The following is a 24,619-nucleotide window of genomic DNA, read 5'->3' as shown; positions in this document are numbered from 1 at the left end:
ATGAAAAATGCATTTATCGCAATCTTCTTTTGCTATTCATTCTATTCAGTAGGGCAAGTTCATTATACGTCTATTCAACAAGAACAATTAGAATATTATAATTCCTTAGGGAAAGACGGCGTTTATTATGAAGAAAACCATGTTCCAAGAGCTACACCTCTTTACGATCGAGCAACATGTAATACCAATAAAGTTGTTTTTGGATGGCATCCATACTGGAGTAATGGAAAAGAGAATAATTATCAATGGGATTTACTTACAGATCTCTCTTATTTTAGTTATGAATTAAATCCGAGCACAGGTAATGCAAATTCTACCCATAGTTTCTCTACTGCAAATGTGGTGACTGAAGCCTTAAATCATGGTGTACGTGTAAATTTGTGTGTAACTTTGTTTAGTGATCATACCACTTTCTTTAATAGCCCTACGGCACAGCAAACCTTTATTACAAATGTCATTACTTTACTTCAAAATAGAGGTGCAACAGGCGTTAATCTAGATTTTGAGGGGATGACTGCTAGTCATAAAACGCCTTTTAAGAATTTTGTCGCTAATCTTTCAACTCAATTAAAAACTGCGATACCAAATGCACAGCTATCTGTAGCTCTTTATGCGGTTGAATGGAGTAGTATTTTTGATGTTCCTAGTTTAAATCAATACATTGATTTATATTGTATCATGGGGTATGACTATTATTACAGTGGCAGCTCCACTACAGGGCCTTCTGATCCTTTATTTCATTTTGGAAGCACGTATAATTATTCACATTCGAAATCGGTTACTTATTATTTAAATCTTGGAGTACCAAAAGAGAAATTGGTATTAGCACTTCCTTACTATGGAAGATCTTGGCAAGTAACTGGATTTCCGTTACCCGCATCAACTGTTTCTGGAACAGCAGTTTCTGTAGTTTATTCAACTGTAAAAGATAATGCCAATGGATACTATTCTACAGCCAATCGAAATTTTGCTGCGGATACTCGTAGTACATATTATAATTATTACTCAGGTGGTAATCCTCGTCAGTGTTTCATCACCGAAGAAAATGATATGCGTGAACGTTTAGATTTTATTCGTAAAAGAGATATCGGTGGTATGGGAATGTGGGCCCTTGGTTTTGACGATGGATATCCTGATTTCTGGAACGCCATCAGTGATTATATGACAGATTGCTATCAAGTGCCTTGTAGCGGAACTCTTTATGATATTGGTGGTGGACCGAATAAACCATATTATGACAAAGAAAATTATAGCTACACAATTGCACCTGCGGGAGCTTCTAATATTACGATAGATATTCAGTCTATGGATATTGAACAAGGGTATGATTATCTTTATATTTATGATGGAACTTCTACAGGTGCTCCTCAAGTGCCAGGAAGTCCGTTTACAGGAACAAATGCACCAGCTGCTTTTACAACGACTGGTGGTGCTTTTACCCTTAAATTCACTTCGGATGGTGCAACTACCGCACAAGGATTTAAATTAAATTATACATGTAATGTTGTTTTAGATGATCCTATTTCCCTTGTTAATGCAAATCCAGGCTGGAAAACAGAAGACTTTGAACAAACCTTTGATGACTCAGCACCAAATTCAAGTTTGAAAAAGAATTTTTACAATGTAGCTGATTTTGATGGGACTGAATGGCGTTCCAATGCTACTAGAGGATTTTTTACAGAGGATTTTAACGATGGAAGTATTCACAGCGATTGGACTATTGAAAATGGAACTTGGTCGGAAGGAACAAACCTAAAACAAACCAATGAGAGTGAAGGGAATACTAATATTTATGCTTCCTTGACTCAAAGCTTATCTAATACACATATATATGCTTGGAAAGGTAAGATTAGTGGCTCTGGAACTAATAGAAGAGCTGGTATTCATATCTTTAGTGATGATCCAACGGCGGAAAACAGAGGAAATTCTTATTTGGTGTATTTTAGACCTGATGCTGCATCAAATCCAGGAAACGAAGAAATTCAAATCTATAAAGTTGAGAATGATGTACTTTCTTTAAAAGTAAATCTTTCCTACACCGTGCTTGCAAATACTTGGTATAATTACAAAGTGATTTTTGATCGAATTACTGGAGAATTACTTGTATATGTAAATGATGAGTTGGCTGCTTCTTGGACGGATCCAACACCAATTGCTACAGGAGATTATATTTCTTTTAGAAGTGGAAATTGTACATACGAAATTGATAATCTGAGAGTGTATCGCTCTAGATTTCCACAAGTTGATGTACTTGTTGGTCCCGCAGCTACCAACGATATGAGATACCAAAATCCTTCGCCTACCCAAGCAGCAGGGCTAGTTCGAACCTTATCTACTAATACAGCTAACCGTATTTCAGAAGTGGATTCTTTGTTGTTTAATGTTGACTGGACAGCTCCCGTATTTGACTTTGTGAACGATGGCGATTTGAATACCGATTTAGATACTATTTATGTAGGATTACTTACTGCAAGCTCTTTCTGGAATGCAGATGATCCAAACTCAGGTGTCTCAAATTTTGAATATGCGATTGGTACTAGTCCTGGAAGTGATGATATTATTAATTGGTCTCCAGTTTTAGGAGGACAAAGCGCTACAATTAGTTCAGGTAATTTTGTTTTAGATGAATTATATTTCTTCACTATTAGAGCTGTTAATGGTGCTGGATTAGTAGAGGAGAGTTCTTCAGATGGATTTAGATTCATGGCGTCAGAACCTTCGGGATTATCTTCTTTTGATGCAGAAAACATTTTCATTTATCCAAACCCAACTCGTGATTATTTGAATATTTCTATTCAAAATGAAATTATTACTGGAGTAGAAATATATAGTGCGGATGGTAAGCTTGTTAAAAAGTATGAAGAGGGTGATTTAACGAAATTGAATGTTCAACATTTGACCGCAGGAAACTATATTATTTCCATTAAAATGAATGAAAAAGTTTTAAAATTTCAATGGATAAAGATGTAAATGATTATTCTTTATTTAAAACCATTCTAATTAAGAAAGATTAATTGTATATTTGCATCATGAAAGTTGTGATTGCAGATAGTAATGAAATTGTCCGTATTGGATTACATACCATCTTAAGTTCTGATGCTGCAATTGAATTAGTTGGTGAAGCTAATTCAGAAGCTGAATTATACGATTTAGTTTGCTCAAAATCAGTTGATTTGGTAGTTTTAGACTATACATCACCCAATTATACCTTAGATGTAGTTCCAGAAATTCTAAAGAAAAACCCACATTTAAAAATAGTAGCCATCACTCCAGAACAAAATCCAACTGTACTCATGGAAGCATTAAAATCAGGTGTTGCTAGCTATATTAAGAAAGATTGCGATAGGGGAGAAATTCTGGATTCAGTTAAGGAAACTTATGCCGGAAATAAGTTCTTTTGCGGTAAAATTATGGATACTATCCGTCGCCATTCTATCGACGTTGAACACTTAGATGTCAAAAATTTTTCTTGTGCCCCTGTTATGCTTTCTGAACGGGAAATGGAAATTATAAAGTACATCGCTGAGGGAAGTACCAACGTAGAAATCGCAGAATATCTCCACCTGAGTCAGCATACAGTGAACACACATCGCAAAAACATTATGACTAAACTGGGTACTAAAAATACAGCAGGACTTGTCATGTATGCCGTAAAATCGAATATAGTAAGCCCGAATAAATTTACATTTACAAGCGGGGAGGAGTAGGGTTCTATTTTTCTTTTTTTGCATTGCCCAAAAAAAGAAACAAAAAATCCCGACAGATGTACGGGACTAGCGCTGTATATTTTTCCTTGAGAATACTCCTAAAAACTGATAATGTCAGTGATTTCCTCCGCTAAAGCTACGGAACTTCTTCCATTATTAGCAGTTTTTAGTTCGTCCTCTCTTCGTTAAAATATAAGGTGCGTCCTAACGATCAACATTTTCGATAAGATTTAGGTTTTTTTCCTTCCCGTTACAATCCATTTCAATGTGTTCTCAATAGAAATTAGGTGGTTTTTAGTTACTATTTAAAAGTTTTAGATGAATATGTCTTTATCTATTTATAAACAAGCTAATAAATTCAACAATTACTCTAAATATTATAGATTTAAAATGAGTTTTTATAACTCAGTATAATCTATTCCATCAAAATTCCCTGAACTCATCATCAATAAAACCATATTTTCAGTACTTTCTCGCTCGATGAATTGTAAAACTTCTTGCGTTTCATTTGCTACTTCGATATTATTCCCAAAAGCTTGTAACACTTCTTCTTTTGTTATGGGGGTTAGTTTTTTATGTTCAACTACTTTTGGATTAAAATATACGATTGCTTTATCTGCTTCTGTCATTGCATTTTTATACTGTGGCAAAAACTCTTTTTTAAGCGAGGAAAAGGTGTGTAATTCCATGCAGGCAACCAATTTACGAGAAGAAAATTGTTCTTTTACTGCTTTTGTGGTAGCCTTTAATTTGGAAGGTGAATGAGCAAAATCTTTAAAGACTATACGTTCTTTGGTTTCACTGACTTTTTCTAATCTTTTTCCAGCACCCGTAAAATCAGCCATTGCTTCTAAGAAATTTTCTTCTGCAATCCCTATAGATTTAGCAATATTCATAGCACCTACGAGGTTTTGAAGGTTGTGTTGTCCAAATATTTTTAAAGGAAAATCCTTCTTGTTATAATGGAAAATAGTTCCTTCTTCAACAGAGGAATAGGAGGGGGTGCTGTAAGGAATAAGTTCTATTCTTCCTTTCTGTTTTTCAGCAACTTTACAAATATTTTCATCCTCGCTGTTGTAAACAAGTGTTCCGCCTTCGCTAATCAGTTGACAGAATATATCAAACTGTTCCACATAGTTTTCAAAAGTAGGGAAGACGTTAATATGGTCCCAAGCAATTCCGCTTAATAAAGCGATGTTGGGCTGGTATAAATGAAATTTAGGTCGTCTATCTATGGGAGAACTCAAATATTCATCACCTTCTAAAATGATGTATTTACTTTCATTGGTCAATTTTACCATACAATCATAACCCTCTAATTGCGCACCTACCATGTAATCTACTGGAAAATCCAAATTCTTGAGCGTATGTAAAATCATGGAAGTAATTGTCGTTTTTCCATGAGAACCACCGATAACGATTCTGATTTTATCTTTTGATTGTTCATATAAATATTCAGGATAGGAGAAAATGGGAATATTTAGTTCCTTAGCTCGAATCAGTTCTGGATTATCCTCTCGTGCATGCATTCCTAAAATGACAGCATCTAAGTCAGAAGTAATCAGGTCAGTATTCCAACCAATAGTTTGAGGCAAAATCCCCTGTCTTTCTAATCTACCACGTGAAGGCTCAAAAATCTCGTCATCTGAACCTGTAACGTTTATACCTTTTCTGGAAAGAGCAATAGCTAAATTATGCATAGCGCTTCCTCCAATGGCTATAAAATGAACTTTCATGAATAATTAATTTGAAAGATGAAGGTAAGAACTTTGAAGATATCCCAAAATGGAAATAGCTAGTTTTGTTCAAAACTTTTTAACAAGCTGTTGAATTATTGTTAATTACTTGTTGATTGGATATGGAAAACCCTATGTACTTATGTGTTTAATGAACAACGAATAATAAATATCAAACACATAGACCTGCATTGAACTTGTTGAAATGAACATAGAACACATAGAAAAAGGACTATGTTCCCTATGTACCTATGTGTTTAAAAAAAAAACTCCGCGCCCTCCGCGTCAAACCTCCGCGTCCTTTGCGGTTAATTACGCCCTGTGCTTACTTTCCACCCTTCGTCATATACCCCAACGCAAAAGCACTCGCACTACCCATAAAAACTGAATAATCCAAAGGAGCCTTTACATTCACAAATAAAGCCATTGAAAGTCCAAAAGTGAGCAATAAAAATCCAGCACCTTTTGCAAAGAAGGAAGTCTTATAGTTTGTCAGTAAGATAACAGCAAAAAACACCTCTAAGAAAGTTGCCAGACCGCCAACTATTCCAATGATAGAACTAGGAGCCCACGGACTCAATAAGTGAGTATATGAAATAAAACTATCCCAGTTTCCCCAGGCGGATATTTCGGCCTTCCATAATCCAAATCTATCAGCTACAGCCGAAAGAAAACCAATGCTGATGGCAATTCTTAAAAACCACTCAACTATTTTTTGTTCTGTTACTTTCATTATTTAAATATGATGTTTTTATTCTGTTCTTTTAATAATAAGGGCCAAGTTTTGTTCACAACAGTCAGAGATCCAAAGAGTAAAACTAAGTTTTTCTATGGTTTATTTCTCCAGATACCATCTTTAAATTCTTTCAAACCATCGACTCCTATTCCAGTAATTATGTTAACCTTAAAAGTTTGTGGATCTGCGTCTTCCACGACGTTATTTCCAAAATACACCTTGTTTTTATCCTTGGCATATCCAATGTTAAGAATTTCAAATGAAGGATAATCGATGTCTTCCAGAGCTTTCCCTTTAAAATAGTACCTATAATCATCTTTTTGCCATTTAAAATCGATCATTACAAAAGACTCCGGGTGACTATTCAAGATGGGGTCTATTCCTTTATAGGCAGTGTTTTTGTCTTTACCAAAATTACAGTTAATAAATTCAAACGAAGCAGCATCAGCGTTTACAAGAGTGTCTTCATAATAATACACCACCTTATCTATAATTTTATAACTGTCACAATTCCCTATATATCCAGCATCTCTCCGAAGTTGTTCCTTAGCCTCACGTGCTCTTACAGCTTTTTTTTCTGAGTAATATATATTCCCTATGATGAATAAAATAGTCCCCAATGTAAGTAAGGGAAGTATGTAGCCAGCGGCATTGGATTTCAGGTACAATCGGGCGTTTAATTCGAATAAAACGAATAGATATAAGGGGTATGCATTGATAGCGCAGAAGAGTAACCAAGCTTTTGTAGGATTTGCATTAGGGTCATCAAAAATAAAGATACTGAAAAAGAAAACGAAAGGCCACACGATAATAGGTAGGAGTATAATCCAATTGATCCATTTGAATTTCTTAGGTAGTTCTTGAGAAAACGATATCAATTTTGTGTTATTCATAAGTTTTTGAATTAGCCCTCCACTTTGTAATGTAGGAAGTAAACTAGCATATATAACTAAAGATTCTGATTCAAAGATAGTCGTTTGAATAGGAATTGGAAATAAATGAAAAGCATTTTCATCAACTTGGTTTTGTGTTTCTGTTTTTGTAACAATGCTTGATTCAATAGCATAATCTTTATCGTTAAAAACGACGTAAAAGAGTAAAACACACCAAAAGACTATAAAACCTTTCATTTAACAACTATTTCTATGCAATGACAATTGTTATTGTTAAACCATCGACGTCAAATTTATCACTTTGTTTTTCGCGATACTAAAAACTGTAAAATAATTTATATTTCTATTTCACTTACAAAAAAACCTCTAATCCCTATGTGCCTATGTGTTCCAAAAACTCTCTACGCCCATGCACCTATATGTTGAACGAATAATTAAACACATAGATACATAGAACACATAGCAGAAAACCTATGTTCCCTATGTACTTATGTGTTTAATGAACAACGAATAATAAATATCAAACACATAGACCTGCATTGAACTTGTTGAAATGAACATAGAACACATAGAAAAAGGACTATGTTCCCTATGTACCTATGTGTTAAAAGAACACTACGCTATCACCCCTATGTTCCCTATGTGCCTATGTGTTTCAAAAAAAAACTCCGCGCCCTTTGCGCCAAACCTCTGCGCCCTTTACAGTTAAATCTCCATTGCTGCTAATTTACACTCTCCTCAATTTTTTTCATACTTTTGTCCCATGAAGCGATATTTTTTTGAATGCTCTTACGACGGAACAAACTATTCGGGTTGGCAAATACAGCCCAATGCTAAGACTATCCAAGAAGAAATTGAAAATCGCTTGAGTCAAATTTACTCCAACGAAAAAATAGAAATCACAGGCTGTGGAAGAACGGATGCAGGTGTACATGCCAAACAGTCTTTTTTCCATGTGGACTTGAAGCCAATAATGACTATAGAGCAATTGCAATATAAATTAAATTACATGCTACCAGCTGATATTGCTATTGAACAAATTCTGGAAGTGGCCTCGGATGCCCATGCGCGTTTTGATGCTACCGAGCGTACGTATCATTACTATCTTCATCACAAAAAACAACCATTCCATGCAAATAATAGTTGGTACCATCCAATTGTGCTAAATGTAGAGGCCATGAATAAAGCAGCCACTATTTTGTTAGGAAAGCATGATTTCACATCGTTTTCAAAATTACATACAGATGTAAATAATAATTTTTGCGAAGTATATCATGCAGAATGGAAAGTAATAGGAGACCAATTGTGTTTTGAAATTACAGCGAATCGTTTCCTCCGAAATATGGTACGTGCAATTGTTGGAACCTTAATAGAAATAGGGAAGGGGGAAATAAAAGTAGATGATATGAAAATTATTATGGATGACATGAATCGATCCAGTGCAGGACATTCTGTTCCAGCAAAAGGATTGTTTTTATATAAGGTTGCTTATCCTTTTATTAAATAGTTCCTTGTGAATAAAGTAATTTATTGTCTCAGTAACTTACAGGTTTGAATGGCATTACTTATCACTTTATATTATTTCTTGTTGTGCTGTAATTTATTGTTATATTTGCAAACACAAAGATTGGTTGGAAAATATTTTTCAAAATACTTCGAAAATTCCTTGTTATTTCCGAAAAATATATCTTCCTTTGCATCCGTTTTTGTAAAAAGAGGATAAAATAATATAGTATTATGTCAAGAGTTTGTCAGTTAACAGGAAAGAAAGTAATGGGAGGAAATAACGTTTCTCACTCAAATATTAAGATGAAACGTAAGTTTTATCCTAATTTAGTGAAGAAGACTTTCTTCCTACCTGAAGAAAATAAGTCTATCACGCTTCAAATTTCAGTTGCAGCAATGAGAACTGTAAATAAAAAAGGAATCACTGCGTGTGTAAAAGAAGCTAGAGCAAAAGGATATCTTAATCAGTAATTAGAAGCTGAATAGTATTAGAATATAATAAATAAAGAAATGGCAAAGAAAGCTAAAGGAAATAGAATCCAAGTAATTTTAGAGTGTACTGAGCATAAAGAATCAGGAATGCCTGGAACATCTCGTTATATTACAACAAAGAATAGAAAAAACACTCCAGATCGTTTGGAGATTAAAAAATTCAATCCTATTCTTAAAAAAGTTACCGTTCATAAAGAAATTAAATAATTTTACGTCATGGCAAAGAAATCAGTAGCATCTATTCAAACAGGTAGCGGAAAAGCTCATACCAAGGTTATTAAAATGGTAAAAAACGAGAAAGGTTCATATTCTTTCAAAGAAGAAATCGTTTTAAACGAAGAGGTTAAAGATTGGTTTACTAAAAATAAATAATCTTAACGCTTACTATATAAAGTATTACTATAGCTTCCTGCCATTGTAGGGAGCTTTTTTTTATATTATGGCATTATTCGGTTTTTTTTCAAAAGATAAAAAGGAAAGATTAGACGAAGGTCTAGAAAAGACAAAAGAAAGCCTTCTTTCCAAGTTGACACGTTCTGTCGTTGGTAAATCTAAAGTGGACGATGATGTGTTGGATGATTTGGAAGAAGTCTTATTAACCTCTGATGTAGGAGTAGAAACCACCTTAAAAATTATTGAACGTATTGAAGAAAGAGTTTCTCGTGATAAATATGTTGGCGCATCTGAGTTACAAAATATTCTACGAGAAGAAATTACAGCCCTACTAGAAGAAAACAATACGGAGGATAGTGATTATGAACTTCCTAAACATGCAGACAATAATCCTCATGTAATTATGATAGTGGGTGTAAATGGTGTTGGTAAAACAACTACTATTGGGAAATTAGCACATCAATTTAAAGAGTCAGGTAAAAGTGTAATGTTGGGTGCTGCAGATACATTCAGAGCTGCTGCTGTGGATCAATTAATTATTTGGTCGGAAAGAGCAGGAGTTCCTATTGTACAACAAGGAATGAATGCAGATCCTGCTTCGGTGGCTTATGACACCTTGCAAGCAGCAAAAGCAAAAGGAGCAGATGTGGTGCTAATTGATACGGCAGGTCGTTTACATAATAAGGTAAATCTGATGAATGAATTAGCAAAGATTAAACGGGTTATGGAAAAAGTGATTCCTGGAGCTCCACATGAAGTGATGTTGGTACTGGATGGTTCTACCGGACAAAATGCTTTTGAACAAGCTAAGCAATTTGCTTCTGTAACTGAAATTACCGCTCTAGCAATTACAAAATTAGATGGAACAGCAAAAGGTGGTGTCGTTATCGGTATCTCTGACCAGATGAAAATCCCTGTAAAATATATTGGAGTTGGTGAGCAAATTAATGATTTACAACCATTTAATAGACGTGCCTTTGTTGACTCACTCTTTGGTGAATAAGAATAATTAAACAAATAATAATCAATGAAAAGAATAATTATAGTTTCTGTTGTCATGCTTCTTGTAGCGTGTGGAAATAAACCAAAAGACGCATCAGGCGTTGATTTAGATAAATTTGAACAACGTATTTCCTATGCTTTAGGTGCTGATATGGGAGCGAATCTTCAAAATATACCTGATGAAATATATGATCAGTTAAACAAGAAGGAATTAGAAAACGGATTCTATAATTTATTAACTTCTCAAGATGAAAAATCAAAAGAGTGTTATGAAATTTTAAATCAAGCTTTTTCAAACCCTACAGGAATTGACACTACCCAACATGGCATGAAGGAAATTTCTCATTGTTATGGAGCTATTTTTGGTGAAATGTTGAGGAAATCTTTGAATTCTAAAAATGCATTTGACAAAGTAGATGCTGACATTATCCGTATCGGTTTCGTTGATGCTATGAATAAAGTGGACACCCTAATTGAAATGAGTGAACGTCAAAAAATGATTATTGATTTTAATAATGATTTGAATAAAATAGCAGGAAATCTTTTTATGGAACAAAAAAAGGAAGAATTTAAATCAGGAGTTCATCCTGAAGGATACATTCTAATTCAAAATGCAGCAGGAAACGGAGAAGGTGTTGATTTGTCAAAAGAATATCAAATTGTATATACCTTAATAAACACCTCTGGAGATACCATTATTTCCACTGTAAAAGGAATGAATCACACCGATGATGAGAACTCACAGACAGTAAGTGCTGATGACATCGTTTTCCCTCAAGGTTGGAAGCAAGCTTCTGAGTTTATGAAAGTTGGCGGTGATTACACGCTGTATTTACCATATGATTTAGCATATGGAGATGATGGTTTGCGTGCCCCAAATTCACAAGGATATATTGTTCAACCGTTCTCTGCTCTCATTATTCATTCTAAAATATTAGTACAAAATGAGAAAAATTTTGCCATCAAAGAAAAAGGTAGAAAAATACTAGAAGAGGCTAAAAAACAACCAAAATCTTATGTGGACAAATCAGGCTTTGTGTTGATTACCCTTGAAGAGGGAAAAGGAGCTTCAGTTCCAGAAGGAGGAGATGTACAAGCACATTATATCTTAACAGATTCAAATGGAGAAGTAGTTGAAAATAGCTATATGGGTTCTGCTCAGTATAATCAGCCTGCTCCAACATTCTCTTTAGCTCAAGTAGTAAAAGGATGGCAACTGGGTATTCCTAAAATGAAAATTGGAGGACGTTATAAATTGGTTTTACCCTATGATTTAGCTTACGGAGAGACTGGAAATCAGGGAGTAAGACCTTATGAAACGCTTACCTTTGAAATTGAAATCTTAAATGCTGGCAAGCCTGGTTCTTTGGTAGGAAACAAATAATCAATATCCAATTCTATGTTGGATACTTCCCGTTCAATTATTCAAAGAGTGTCTGTTCCGTATGGAGACAGTCACTCTTTTTTTATTGATGTAAAGAGAGATGATTTAATTGACCCAGTAGTTTCGGGAAATAAATGGAGAAAGCTGAAATACAATGTGTTGAAGGCTAAAGAACTTGGAAAGAAAGGGATATTAACCTTTGGTGGAGCTTATTCTAATCATTTAGTTGCAACTGCTAGAGCTTGTCAATTACTCGGTTTACAAGCAATAGGTTTAGTAAGGGGAGAAGAGTTAAATGCTCAATCTAATCTAACTTTACAAGCCTGTACTGAATATGGTATGCAATTACTATTTAAACCACGCTCTCTTTTTAGAAATAGATATAATCCAGATTTTTTTACACAGTTAAGTAAAGAATATCCTGATTATTTTATTGTGGCAGAAGGAGGAAGAGGAGTTTTGGGACTTATGGGTTGTCAAGAGATTGTGCAAGAAACTCCAGATAATTATACGGATATTTACCTTGCTGCAGGAACAGGTACAACAGCAGCTGGTGTTCTTTTGGAGAGCAACTCCAACACAAGAATTCATGTAATATCTGCCTTAAAAGGAAATTTTTTGGAAAAAGATATTCGTTCTATGATAAGTGAAGCTTTGGGGCTAGAGAATGTTGATACCTATATGTCACGCCTAATTATAGAAGAAGATGCACATTTTGGAAAGTTTGCACATGTAACTCCTGAATTACTTAATTTTATCAACCTCATCTACGATGTGGACGGATTACCCTTAGATCCTATCTATACCTCGAAGGCATTTTATCAATTAAAAATAGATATAGAAAATACCCAAATTGGAATAGATGATAATGTTCTGTTTATTCATACAGGTGGTTTGCAGGGAGCTTTACCATGGTCTAACCAATTAAATTATATAATGCAAAAAGCCGTTTCGGTTGGAAACGACTTTTTACGCTAAACTATACTACAAAACTCCCAACTTTTAATTCATTTGAATAGGGTTGTTGGGTTCCCTTTATATTGTAGATTTAGGACAATCTTTTTTTTCAATCTTGTATATCAAATATAAACAGATAAAAGAATCTTTTTCTGGTAGATGTATAAACTGCTAATCTTAATTCGCAAACGGTACATCTAACTTTTCAAACAGTAAATTTGAACCTACGAATATTATGATTTATTAGACGAAATACATCTTTTTATCGATGAATATAGCTTTATTTCGATGAATATTAGCTAAAAAGACAAAAAAAAGAATAGACTTATTATAAATGAGCCTATTCTTTCCAGTATATTGAACTACTGTTAATCGATAATTTCTATCGTATCAATTGTATCACCAACTCTGATTTGGTCTAATACATCTAGTCCTTCGATTACTTTACCAAAACATGTATGATTTCTATCTAAATGAGAAGTGTTATTTCGAGAATGACAAACAAAAAATTGTGATCCCCCTGTATTTCTTCCAGCATGAGCCATAGATAAAACTCCTCTGTCGTGGTATTGATTATCTCCTGTTAACTCACAATCAATAGAATATCCAGGACCTCCTGTGCCTGGGTGACCTGTTGCGCCTTCGCGTGTGTTTGGGCAACCTCCCTGAATAACAAAGTCAGGAATTACTCTATGCCATTTTAATCCTGTGTAAAAGCCTTCTTTAGCTAATTTTACAAAGTTTGCCACTGTGTTTGGAGCATCCTTTTCATAAAACTCCACAGTCATATTCCCTTTGTTTGTTTTAATTATTCCTTTCATGTTTTAAAATTATTCTTTCTGCAAAATTAATATTTAAATAATGGTATTGTACATTATTTTTAATATTACAGTGTTATGTGGTGTCCTCCATTCAGGTGTTATGTGGCGTCCTCCCTCCAGGTGTTATGTGGTGTCCTCCCCCCAGCCCCCTCCAAAGGGGGAGCATGGGAACTTCATAATTTTCTGTCGATAGCTATTGGTACTCCACTAAACATTATCTGATTATATTTGTATTTGATATTAAATTCTTTGCATGAATAAATTAACAATTAATAGACGCCACACACATTTTTTTAGTGAATTATCAAATCAACTATGTGATAATCAAGAATTATTCAAAGATTTTATTCAAGAGCCTATTTCATTAGAAAGTTTTGAAAGACAGATTCAACGAAAACAGAAAAGCTATTCAACTGAACAAAGATTGTTAACCTATACAGTATTAAAAGAACAACTTGAACCGTACTTTACATTCTCTAAAGTGCAAAATAATGTGGAATTATTTAAAGAGAAGAACACATTTACTGTGACAGCAGGACATCAGTTGAGTTTGTATGGAGGTCCTCTTTACACGGCATATAAGATTATGGATGCCATCAAGTTAACGGAACAATTAGCACAAAGATATAGCGATTATAATTTTGTACCTATCTTTTGGATGGCTTCTGAAGATCATGATTTTGAAGAAATTAATCATATACACTTATTCAATGATAAGCTAATATGGGAAAGTACCCAAGAAGGCCCAGTAGGAAGATTTAAGCTGCATGATATCAAAGGATTTAAACAGAATCTGTTAGATAAATTCAAGAATAATGAAGAATTTGCTAGCTATTTAAGTACTTTTTACCAAAAGGAAACTTTAGCAGAATCTACCCGAGAATTTTTAATGGATTTATTTGGAGACTATGGATTGCTTATTTTAGATGCGGATGATAAGCGTTTAAAGACTTCTTTTATTCCTATTATAGAAAAAGAACTTACTGAGCAATTTTCTGAATCTCCCATTTTGGAAGCTATTCAAAAATTAGAAAAAATTGGATATCATGGACAAGCTACACCACGTCCCATTAATTTGTTTTATATAGATACTCAAACTAGAGAACGTATTATTCCAATAGCAAATAAACAGTTTGAAATAGGAAAAAATAATATTTCTCAAGCTGATTTATTACAGGAAGTAAAACAATATCCAGAGCGTTTTTCACCTAATGTAGTTATGCGACCTTTATACCAAGAATGCATTCTTCCCAATCTTTGTTATTTAGGCGGTGGTGGTGAGATGGCCTATTGGTTGGAATTAAAAGGAATGTTTGAACAAACTTCTATTCCATATCCATTGATTAAAGTGAGAAATTCTATTCAATATTTTGATAAAACAACTGTAAAAAAAATTGAGCAACTAGAGCTACATGTTGACTATGTTTTTAAGCCTATAGATGAGTTGAAAAAACAATTTGTACTCGATAATGCAGAAGATAAATTGGATTTTACGAGCTTGGATGCCTCTCTACAAACTTTTACTCAGGAATTAGAAAGTACTATTTTACACGTAGATAAAGGCTTGGATGGATTTGGTAAAGGTGAGATTGTGCGTATTCAAAAGCAGATAGATGTTATAAAGGAAAAATTAATACGTCAACAAAAACGGAAATTTGATGAGTCTATGCAAAAGATAGATGGAATTTACGAACGACTCTTCCCAGGTAATGGGTTGCAAGAACGTTTTGAAAATATTATCCCCTATATTGCCAAATATGGAAAAAAGGAATTTATTCATAAACTTTACGAAGTTGAGGATCCTTTACAACCAGACTTAATTTTATTGATAGAAGAATAAACAGAGAATGTATGTTAGTTCCACTAAATTTTCCCAAAACAGAATTAAAACTTTCCAAACAAGGGGAAACTATTTATGTGTGGGATGAATTTAGAAAAAAGAAATTAATGTTAACACCTGAAGAATGGGTACGTCAGCATGTACTTCATTTTTTGGTGAATCACAAAGATGTACCGTTTTCATTAATTTCAGCTGAACATGCTATTTCGGTTAATAACCTATCTCGCCGCTGTGATGGAGTAGTGTTTGATAAACAAGGAAATCCTGTTGCTATTATTGAATGTAAACGACCAGATGTGCGACTTACCGAGGAAGTTCTACATCAAATTGCTCAATATAACTTCAAACTACGCGTTAATTGGCTTATATTGACTAACGGACTTCAAACTATCATAGCAAATGTTGATCAGCAAACAGGTAGTGTTTTTTATCAAGATGAAATTCCTTCCTACGGAATGATGTGTGCCACAAGTGAGAAATAACATAAATATTTCACCTAAAGAGCATTTATAAACAATATTTTTTACAAATTTGCGTATCTTAATTCGGCATGAATAAAATCTTTTTGAAACTATTTACGATTATTGTATTTCTTCCGCTCCAAATGCTGGCGCAAGGATCTTTGGCTCCTAAATATTCCAATGAATTTTTACAGATTGGTGTGGGTGCCCGGGCAATGGGAATGGGTAATGCAATGGTTGCTGGAGTAAATGATGTCACTTCTGTTTATTGGAATCCTGCTGGGTTAACTGGAGTTAAAAATAAAGTAGCTATTGGATTAATGCACTCTGAATATTTTGCTGGTATTGCCAAATACGACTATATAGGTATTGCTTCTCGTATCGATGAGAAAAGCTCTGTTGGCTTCGCAGCACTTCGTTTTGGTGTAGATGATATTCCCAATACGACACAGTTAATCGACAATCAAGGGAGAATAGATTATGATAGGGTTACAACTTTTACAGCTGCGGATTATGCTTTCTTATTCTCGTATGGACGAGAACTAGGAATAGAAGGTCTGAGTATAGGAGGAACTGTAAAAGTAATCTATCGAAAAGCCGGTAAATTTGCACAAAGTTGGGGTTTTGGTCTTGATGCTGGATTGCAGTATAAAATTGAAGATAAATGGCGCTTTGGAGCTATGTTTAGAGATGTAACCTCCACGTTTAATGCTTGGATGTTTAAGCTAGACGATCAAATGAAAGAAGTTTTCATAAAAACAGGAAATGAAATACCTCAAAATGGACTTGAGTTGACTTTACCTCGTTTTATGTTTGCCGCTCAGCGAAAGATAGATATCCATTGGAAAGATATTTATATTACACCGGAAATTGATTTTACCCTAACAACAGATGGTAAAAGAAATACACTCATTAAATCTAAAGTATTAAGTATGGATCCTGTTGTTGGATTGGAAATTGGTTGGCGTGATATTATTGCTATCCGTACAGGAGTGAATAATTTTCAATTTATGAAGGACTTTAACGATAAACGTAAACTAACAGTCCAACCAAACATTGGTATTGGAGTAACTATAAAAGGAGTAACTTTGGATTATGCCTTTACAAATTTGGGTAATCAAAAAGATGCGTTGTATTCACACGTTATTTCGCTTAAATTTGGTTTCAAATAGGAATAATAATATCTTTGTGAATCAATTTATTAGCCTATGATTCGTAAACTATTCTTACTGATTATACTGTCTGTTTCAACTACTGGATTTGGACAGATATTTGGTAATGAATGGGTTAATTATTCGCAACAATATTATAAATTCCCTATTGTTCAAGATGGAATTTATCGTATTTATTACAATGATTTGGTGATGGCTGGCTTTCCAATAAATGCTGTTTTTTCCTACCAAATTCAGATTTTTGGAAAACAGCGGGAAGTTCCTTTGAATATCGAAGATAATGGGGATAATAAGTTAAATCCAGGTGAATATATCGAATTTTTTGCGCAACGAAACGACGGTTGGTTGGATTCTTTACTCTATAATCAACCCACTGATATTGGAAATCCTGCTTATTCACTCTATAGTGATACTTTGTATTATTTTATTACATGGACAAATGGTCCAACTAAACGTATAGTAAAAGAGACAGATAGTAATTATTCCATTTATACTGCTGCAAATTTTATTCTTCAAAAAGTAGATGTTAACTATAATTCTGAATATTTTGGAGGCTATTCTCAGTCCGCAGCGTATGCTTCTTCTTTTTCTCCTGGAGAAGGTTGGGGAGGTCCAAATTACAATGGTGCTTCAGGGTTTAGTTTAACCATTCCTCTGGCTACTCCTGAAATTTATACAGGAACAGGTTCAGTAAACACAGTTTTTCATGCAAAATCCAATGCCAATTCTAATGCAGCTTTTACTGGCGTAGGAAACCACCATATCAGATGGGAGATTGGAAGCTCAAACTTCCAGTTATATGATGAAATTTTTGTTGGATTTAGGCAAACTGTAGTAAATACAACCTTCCCGACAACATCATTAAATAATGGAAATACAAATTTATATTTTAAAATCATTGGAGATCAAGCAGCTGCGACAGATTATCAATCTGTTAGTTATGTTTCTTTAAAATACCCTCGAAAAACAATAATTAACGGCACTTACTTAGATTGGGAAGTAATAAATTCCCCTCTCCAAGCAAAGGTGAGGTTGGATATTACGAATACTGGCTTTAATCAACCTATAGCGATAGTGATGAAAGGAGGAATTACGCGTATGATTCCTTTGGTGAATAATGGCGGTATATGGCAAGGACTTATTCCTAACTCCAGCAATGGAGCAAATCAACGTTTAATCATACAAAATGCGACTACTATTGCTCATATTAATAATATTACTCCTGTTAATGGGACTGGATATTTTCATAATTATACTGTGGACAATGTAGAAGGAGCTTATATCATTTTGTACAATAAAGCTATGCAAAATTCTGTAAATCAATACAAGAGTTATAGAACTTCTGTAAATGGAGGAAGTCATAATGTGTTATTGGTAGAAATGAATGATGCATGGATGCAGTATGGCGGGGGAGTGCCTAAACATGTACTAGGTAGCAAGAGAGCCTTACACCACATTTATTTTTTAGCAGGAAAAAAACCAGAAGCTTTATTTATTGCTGGTAAAGGAGTTACAGAATCTAGTGATCCAAATACCGCTTCCGGGAATACACCACGAAAAAATTCAATTTACAGTAAACTAAACCTTGTGCCAAGCTATGGCAATCCTTCTAGTGATTTGGGTCTGACCTCAGGTTGGGATAATGCAAGCATCTTTGCTCCTTTGATTCCAACAGGGAGAGTAGCTGCGCAAAATGACAGTGAATTGACTATTTATCTTAATAAAGTACAAGTATTTGAAGCGGCACAAAATCAAAATGGAGTATATAACAAACCGCTGAAAGATTGGCAAAAACAAGTCATTCATTTTGGTGGAGGAGGAAATACACAGGAGCAAAACATCTTAAAGTCCTATCTAAATGGTATGAAAAATACTATTGAAGGAAACTATTTCGGAGGAAATGTCACCTCTTTCTTTAAACAAACAACGGAACCTTTTAATCCGTTACAGACTTCTCAAGTTAATCAACTTCTTGAAAATGGTGTTTCATTAATCAATTTCTTTGGACATGCTGTAGCTGATGGATTTGATCAAAATATAGATGAGCCATCAGCATGGGGGAATACAGGGAAATATCCTTTTGTTATAGGTAACGGATGTTATTCGGGAGATATTTTTACAGCAGGTAATACCTCCAATTCTGAACGTATGGTTATGATTGAAGATTTAGGAGCTATTGGTTTTATTTCTTCTTCTAAATTAGGTTTTGCCTCATATTTGAATTTATACACCTCTGAATTATACAAGCAAATCAGTACAACAAATTATGGAGGAACTATTGGAGAGCAGGTAATGAAAACCGCTCAAATTATGGAAAGTCAGTTTAATAGTTTCATAGTCGAGATGACCGCGCAGCAAATGGTCTTACATGCAGATCCAGGAATACATATCAATTGGCATAAGAAACCCGAAATAGACTTGACCGTTGAAGATATCTCTTTTTCACCTAATCAGATTTCATTGACAACTGATTCCATCGCAATTCAGGTGGTTTTAACGAATTTAGGTAAAAGTATAACTGATACTTTTAACCTTACTATTCAGCGACATTTCCCTCAATCCTCGATTGATTCTATTTATAATTTATCCGTAAATGGATTGGACTATAAAGACACCATTATTTTTAAAATGCCTTTGCAAGTCAATATTGGGGGAGGTATGAATGTTTTTTCTGTAAAGGCAGATATCCCTTCTTTTGTGCCAGAACAATACGATGAATATGGAAATAATCAAACCTCAGCTAATTTATTTGTGAATATTGATGGAATTCTTCCTGTATGGCCTGCTGATTATGCTGTTGTACCTAAAGATTCAGTTGTAGTTAAAGCCTCTACAATTAATCCTATTGCTCCATTTAGAACCTATCGTTTTGAAATTGATACAACTGATTTATATAACAGTCCATTTAAAAAATATGCAACCATTAGCGGTCTGGGTGGCGTTAAAGAAGTCTTTCCTAACGAATGGAAAAGTGCTTTAAATGGAGCTAACTCTCCATTATTATGTACAGATAGTACGGTGTATTATTGGCGTGTTGCTGTGGATTCTAGTGTGTTGAATTGGAATGAGCATACTTTCCAGTATATTCCACATAAACGTGGTTGGGGTCAGTCTCATTTCTTTCAATATAAAAACAACAGTTTTAACAGTGTCAAATACGATAGACCAACTCGTAAACGCTATTTTAATAGTCAAGATGTAGAAATCACGGCTAAAGTGTATGATAATTCTTCTTCAACATTTGAATATAGTAATACCCTCTGGCAGTTAAATGGACAAAATGTTGAATATGGTATATGTACAACTACGCCATCTTTTCATGTAGGCGTAGTGAGCCCTGTTGCGAATGAACCTTGGGGAACCGCTTTTAATGGTCTCAATTCAACTCATCAATTTGGAAATGTAAACGACGGAAGCGCATGTAGAAATAGAGTGGAGTATTTTTTCATTTTTAGACAAAATGATTTATCGCAAATACAAGCTTTTGAAAACATGATAGAAAACGAAATTCCGGATGGATATTATGTGGTTATATATACATCAATGTATGCTATGTATAGTACATGGCAATCTCTTTATCCAAATTTATTTAATTTGTTTTCTAATATTGGAGCGGTGGGGATATCGCCTACAAGTCCTGAAAGAGCTTTTATTCTAATTTATAAAAAGGGAGATCCTTCTTCTGCACAAATCATTCATGCACAGACTCCAAAAGAATTGATACAGTTGAGTAGTAATTTCACCGGCTCTTTGAGTTTAGGAGTAGAAACATCCACGATCATTGGACCATCTACTAATTGGAAAACGGTTTACTGGAAGCAAACTCCAGAAGAAATCCCAACGGATGATCAAACGCGTTTATTAATCAGAGGATTAGATATCAATCAGAATGTTGGAATTGTCATTGATACACTGTTCTCATCGAACGATTCCCTCCAAGATTTGAATGACTTAATTCCTGCTCAAGATTATCCATTCTTGCAATTACAAGCTATTTATGAAGATACTACAACTTTTACACCTGCACAAATTAATCGTTGGCATGTATTGTATGATGATGTGCCTGAAGCTGCTATCGATGGTACAAATGGATATGTTTTACTTCCGAAAAGCATTGATTCCTTGATGGAAGGAGTGGATATGTCTTTTGGCATAGATATTAAAAATATTAGTGATTTGCCGATGGATTCCTTACTTGTTCATTATTGGATTAATGATCAATACCAAACGAAACACTTAATTTCATATCCACGTCAGGACTCTTTAAGAGTCAGTCAAACCCTACGAGATACCATTCATTTCTCAACCGTTGGAATGGCTGGAAACAATGTACTATGGATGGAGGTAAATCCGTACACGAAAGGAGTTAATAATGAATATAAAGATCAACCTGAGTTGGCACATTTCAATAATCTACTGCAGCTTCCTTTTTCGTTGGGACATGATGATATCAATCCTATCCTTGATGTAACATTTGATGGGGAGCATATTTTGAATGGGGATATTGTCAGTCCAAAAGCAGAAATTGTGATTACCCTCAAAGATGAAAATCCATTCTTGGTCATGACTGAAGATGCAGATACAGCCAATTTTGGTATTTACTTAACTGATCCTAGTGGAATTCAAAAAAGGATTCCTTTTATATCAACCACCAAAGGTCCTATCCTAGAATGGGTTCCAGCTACAAACTCAAATCTTAGATTTAAGATATTCTATACGGGTGACTTTAAAAAGGATGGAGTTTACGAGTTGATGGTGCAGGGAGTAGATAAAGCTGGGAATTTATCTGGTAACATAGAATATCGTGTTCGTTTTGAGGTTATTCTACGATCCACGATTACTCATTTAATGAATTATCCCAACCCATTTTCTACGAAAACTCAGTTCGTGTTTACCTTGACAGGTTCTGAAGTTCCAGATGACATGATGATTCGTATCATAACTGTAACAGGGAGAGTAGTTCGAGAAATCGCCATGGATGAATTAGGCCCCATCAAAATAGGAAGGAACATTACTCAATACGCCTGGGATGGAAGGGACGAATTTGGAGATCAATTAGCTAATGGTGTTTACCTTTACCACGTTGTCACACGTTTAAATGGAGAAGACATCGAACACCGTTCTTCAGGCGCCGATCAATACTTCAAGAAGAATTGGGGTAAGATGTATTTGATGAGGTAAATTAGCATCAATTCATCTACTTTTAATTAAGTTTTATTCATAAGAAAGCTGTATATTTGATAGTGAATAATGTCGCATGTTATGAGATAAATGCTGCAGTGGTATGTTGCATTAGGATTATAAAGTGAGACTGATAAGTGAGTTGAACTAAACCGACCAAGTCGGTAATTCCCAAAACATTCCATAACTTTTAGATTTCATTTTAAAAATCAAAAAGTTATGGAGAATAAATTTTCCCCAGCCATAGCGCTGTTAAAACGAGAAATGGAGATTCGCAATTACAGCGATTGCTCTGTGAGAAGCTACTGCGAGACGATGCAGGTCTTCGAGTCGTATGCAAACAAGACCTTGGATAAACTGACCAGCGAGGATTTGAAACAATACTTGCATCATTTAGTAAAGTCAAAAAAAGTTTCGCCATCTTATATCAATCAAAAGATTAGTGCGTTTAAAATCTACACCGAAGACGTATTAAAAAAAGAATGGGAACCCATTGCAATAAAACGTCCTAGATTGCCGCGAGAACTACCCGAAATTCTTTCCTTAGAAGAAGTTAAATTGATGATTGAGCGTACTCAAAACATCAAACATCGGGTGATGATTATGACCATGTACACGGCAGGATTGCGCAAAATGGAATTATTGCAGTTAAAACCGAAGGACATTGACTCAGAAAACGGTTTTATTATCGTGCGTCAAGGTAAAGGAAAGAAAGACCGAAGAACGATTCTTTCAAAGCAAACCCTAGAGGAATTACGCTATTATTACAAGTGTTTTAGACCAAAAGTTTACTTGTTTGAACCAAATGGGCATCCAGGGAAGAAGATGAGTGTCCGAACTTTTGATAAAGTAATTCATGATGCTGCACAAAGAGCGGGCATCAAAAGAAGAGTAACCCCTCATTTGCTACGACATAGTTTTGCTACCCATCTCTTGGACAAAGGAATTAACCTAAAGATTATTCAATCTTTTATGGGGCATAGTTCTATCCGAACTACTTCGATTTACCTGCATCTTTCAAATGCTAGCTTAAAAAACATTGTCTCACCTTTTGATGATCTTCGCTTATGAAAACAAAGCAAAATAAACGACAAAAAGTAGAGTTGTCCGATATTTTTAGTGAAGTACTCAACAAAGGACTGAATCTGAATGACTTGCATCCTTTTCAAGAAAAAGCATTTCAGGCTATTTTAGCTTGTCGAACAGTAAAACTAGGAGGACATGTTGCAGAGTGCAATCACTGTCATCATTACAGAAACGCCTACAACTCATGTAGAGACAGACATTGCCCGAAGTGTCAAATGACACGAAAAATACAGTGGGTGGATAAACTGAAAAGCAATTTACCAGAAGTGAAGCATTTTCATTTGGTTTTTACCATTCCAGAATCACTCAACAAGTTGTTTTACATCAATCAGCGCATTGCTTATGATAGTTTGTTTAAGGCTGCCAGTCAAGCACTTATGCAATGCGGAGAAAACAACGAGTATCTTGGTGCTAAAATGGGAGGCGTAGCAGTGCTACACACCTGGGGACAAACTATGTCCTACCACCCACACATTCACATGATTGTTCCCTCGGGAGGTTTAACAGAAGACGGCTTTGAATGGGTGCCATCCCATAAAAAGTTCTTTCTGCCAGTGAAAGTTTTAAGTGCTATTTTTCGAGGACTATTGATGAAAACGTTAGAAAAAGAGTATGCTATCGGCAAATTAAAGCTGCCGGATGATATTCAAAATTTTAAGCAAATTAAAGATACTTGTTATCAGAAAAAGTGGGTTGTTTACAGTGAAAAACCTTTTACTACTCCTGATAACATCATCAAATATCTTGGCAATTACACACATCGAGTTGCGATTTCCAATCAACGAATTATCAGTCATAAAAATGGGAAAGTCACTTTTTATTACAAAAACTACAAGAAAGCAGGACTTAAAAGTGTAATGACATTGGATGAATCAGAATTTGTCCGACGATTTTTACAGCACATTCTGCCTTCAGGTCTTTGCAAGGTAAGGTACATTGGTTTTTTAGCTTTGCGACATCTAAAAGAAAACGTAGAGTTATGTGCCACCATAAACAAAAGTGAACGTTTCTTTCCGAAGTATGAAGGCTTAAATGCCTATGAGGTATATCGAGAAATCAAACAGCAAGATCCTTTGCTATGCCCGAAGTGTAAGAAGGGGCACATGGTCATTCGAAAGCCGATAGAAAGGGCGCCTTCGTGACAGTATATTTAGTGAAACGCTCTTTGACTCAAGATAGTTTTTTTTTAAAACGGGACAAAACCGTAACGGGATAGGTATGTCTTATCAGTAACATATTGTAAAAATAAACG

19 protein-coding genes are annotated in these 24,619 nt (G+C 34.8%); 15 read left to right on the top strand and 4 right to left on the bottom strand.

The features are described from left to right. Nucleotides 1-2,970 (top strand): glycosyl hydrolase family 18 protein, encoded by a 2,970-nt coding sequence (locus M9897_09390; GenBank protein ID MCO5269094.1) that lies wholly within the window; start codon nucleotides 1-3, stop codon nucleotides 2,968-2,970. A 59-nt stretch (nucleotides 2,971-3,029) separates the two neighbouring features. Then, nucleotides 3,030-3,707, top strand: coding sequence for a response regulator transcription factor (locus M9897_09385; GenBank protein ID MCO5269093.1), 678 nt, complete (start codon nucleotides 3,030-3,032; stop codon nucleotides 3,705-3,707). 398 nt (nucleotides 3,708-4,105) lie between these two features. Here the strand turns inward: M9897_09385 and M9897_09380 are convergent, their stop codons facing one another. The 3 genes from M9897_09380 to M9897_09370 form a co-directional block, all read right to left on the bottom strand. Further along, complete coding sequence (locus M9897_09380) at nucleotides 4,106-5,443, bottom strand: Mur ligase family protein (GenBank protein ID MCO5269092.1); 1,338 nt, start codon at nucleotides 5,441-5,443, stop codon at nucleotides 4,106-4,108. Between the two features lie 325 nt (nucleotides 5,444-5,768). Next, a complete protein-coding gene (locus M9897_09375) occupies nucleotides 5,769-6,176 on the bottom strand; it encodes a DoxX family protein (protein ID MCO5269091.1) in 408 nt (135 codons plus the stop codon). 95 nt (nucleotides 6,177-6,271) lie between these two features. Then, entirely contained in the window at nucleotides 6,272-7,309 is a 1,038-nt protein-coding gene (locus M9897_09370) for a DKNYY domain-containing protein (GenBank protein MCO5269090.1), read from the bottom strand. A 526-nt stretch (nucleotides 7,310-7,835) separates the two neighbouring features. Here M9897_09370 and truA point away from each other — a divergent pair. The 7 genes from truA to M9897_09335 all read left to right on the top strand — a co-directional run bounded on the left by truA (nucleotide 7,836) and on the right by M9897_09335 (nucleotide 12,827). After that, on the top strand, nucleotides 7,836-8,579 hold the full coding sequence (truA, locus tag M9897_09365) for a tRNA pseudouridine(38-40) synthase TruA (GenBank protein ID MCO5269089.1): 744 nt from the start codon (nucleotides 7,836-7,838) through the stop codon (nucleotides 8,577-8,579). Between the two features lie 230 nt (nucleotides 8,580-8,809). Then, complete coding sequence (rpmB, locus tag M9897_09360) at nucleotides 8,810-9,049, top strand: 50S ribosomal protein L28 (protein ID MCO5269088.1); 240 nt, start codon at nucleotides 8,810-8,812, stop codon at nucleotides 9,047-9,049. Between the two features lie 39 nt (nucleotides 9,050-9,088). Then, entirely contained in the window at nucleotides 9,089-9,277 is a 189-nt protein-coding gene (rpmG, locus tag M9897_09355) for a 50S ribosomal protein L33 (GenBank protein ID MCO5269087.1), read from the top strand. 9 nt (nucleotides 9,278-9,286) lie between these two features. Continuing rightward, nucleotides 9,287-9,442 (top strand): DUF4295 domain-containing protein, encoded by a 156-nt coding sequence (locus M9897_09350; GenBank protein ID MCO5269086.1) that lies wholly within the window; start codon nucleotides 9,287-9,289, stop codon nucleotides 9,440-9,442. Nucleotides 9,443-9,509: 67 nt separating this feature from the next. After that, complete coding sequence (gene ftsY, locus M9897_09345; protein MCO5269085.1) at nucleotides 9,510-10,466, top strand: signal recognition particle-docking protein FtsY; 957 nt, start codon at nucleotides 9,510-9,512, stop codon at nucleotides 10,464-10,466. A gap of 24 nt (nucleotides 10,467-10,490) precedes the next feature. Next, on the top strand, nucleotides 10,491-11,849 hold the full coding sequence (locus M9897_09340) for an FKBP-type peptidyl-prolyl cis-trans isomerase (GenBank protein ID MCO5269084.1): 1,359 nt from the start codon (nucleotides 10,491-10,493) through the stop codon (nucleotides 11,847-11,849). Nucleotides 11,850-11,864: 15 nt separating this feature from the next. Next, nucleotides 11,865-12,827, top strand: coding sequence for a pyridoxal-phosphate dependent enzyme (locus tag M9897_09335; protein MCO5269083.1), 963 nt, complete (start codon nucleotides 11,865-11,867; stop codon nucleotides 12,825-12,827). A gap of 347 nt (nucleotides 12,828-13,174) precedes the next feature. On the opposite strand, the gene M9897_09330 is transcribed toward M9897_09335, so the two are convergent. Then, on the bottom strand, nucleotides 13,175-13,627 hold the full coding sequence (locus M9897_09330) for a peptidylprolyl isomerase (protein MCO5269082.1): 453 nt from the start codon (nucleotides 13,625-13,627) through the stop codon (nucleotides 13,175-13,177). Between the two features lie 253 nt (nucleotides 13,628-13,880). Here M9897_09330 and bshC point away from each other — a divergent pair, with 253 nt between their 5' ends. The 6 genes from bshC to M9897_09300 all read left to right on the top strand — a co-directional run bounded on the left by bshC (nucleotide 13,881) and on the right by M9897_09300 (nucleotide 24,509). Continuing rightward, a complete protein-coding gene (bshC, locus tag M9897_09325; protein MCO5269081.1) occupies nucleotides 13,881-15,467 on the top strand; it encodes a bacillithiol biosynthesis cysteine-adding enzyme BshC in 1,587 nt (528 codons plus the stop codon). 11 nt (nucleotides 15,468-15,478) lie between these two features. Further along, the gene (locus M9897_09320) at nucleotides 15,479-15,949 is read left to right on the top strand and encodes a type I restriction enzyme HsdR N-terminal domain-containing protein (protein ID MCO5269080.1); all 471 of its coding nucleotides are present in this window, start codon (nucleotides 15,479-15,481) and stop codon (nucleotides 15,947-15,949) included. Between the two features lie 68 nt (nucleotides 15,950-16,017). Continuing rightward, the gene (locus M9897_09315) at nucleotides 16,018-17,100 is read left to right on the top strand and encodes a PorV/PorQ family protein (GenBank protein ID MCO5269079.1); all 1,083 of its coding nucleotides are present in this window, start codon (nucleotides 16,018-16,020) and stop codon (nucleotides 17,098-17,100) included. A 36-nt stretch (nucleotides 17,101-17,136) separates the two neighbouring features. After that, nucleotides 17,137-22,281, top strand: coding sequence for a C25 family cysteine peptidase (locus M9897_09310; GenBank protein ID MCO5269078.1), 5,145 nt, complete (start codon nucleotides 17,137-17,139; stop codon nucleotides 22,279-22,281). Between the two features lie 219 nt (nucleotides 22,282-22,500). Continuing rightward, nucleotides 22,501-23,352: a site-specific integrase gene (locus tag M9897_09305; GenBank protein ID MCO5269077.1), complete on the top strand. Its 852-nt coding sequence runs from the start codon at nucleotides 22,501-22,503 to the stop codon at nucleotides 23,350-23,352. Next, nucleotides 23,349-24,509 (top strand): IS91 family transposase, encoded by a 1,161-nt coding sequence (locus tag M9897_09300; protein MCO5269076.1) that lies wholly within the window; start codon nucleotides 23,349-23,351, stop codon nucleotides 24,507-24,509. Before M9897_09305 ends, M9897_09300 begins: the two co-directional genes overlap by 4 nt. The last annotated feature ends 110 nt before the right edge of the window (nucleotides 24,510-24,619 follow it).

This window comes from Brumimicrobium sp. (genome assembly GCA_023957385.1).
Taxonomy (GTDB): Bacteria; Bacteroidota; Bacteroidia; order Flavobacteriales_D; family Crocinitomicaceae; genus Brumimicrobium.
The sequence above is the reverse complement of the archived record's forward strand: the minus strand, read 5'-3'. Positions and strand labels throughout refer to the sequence as shown.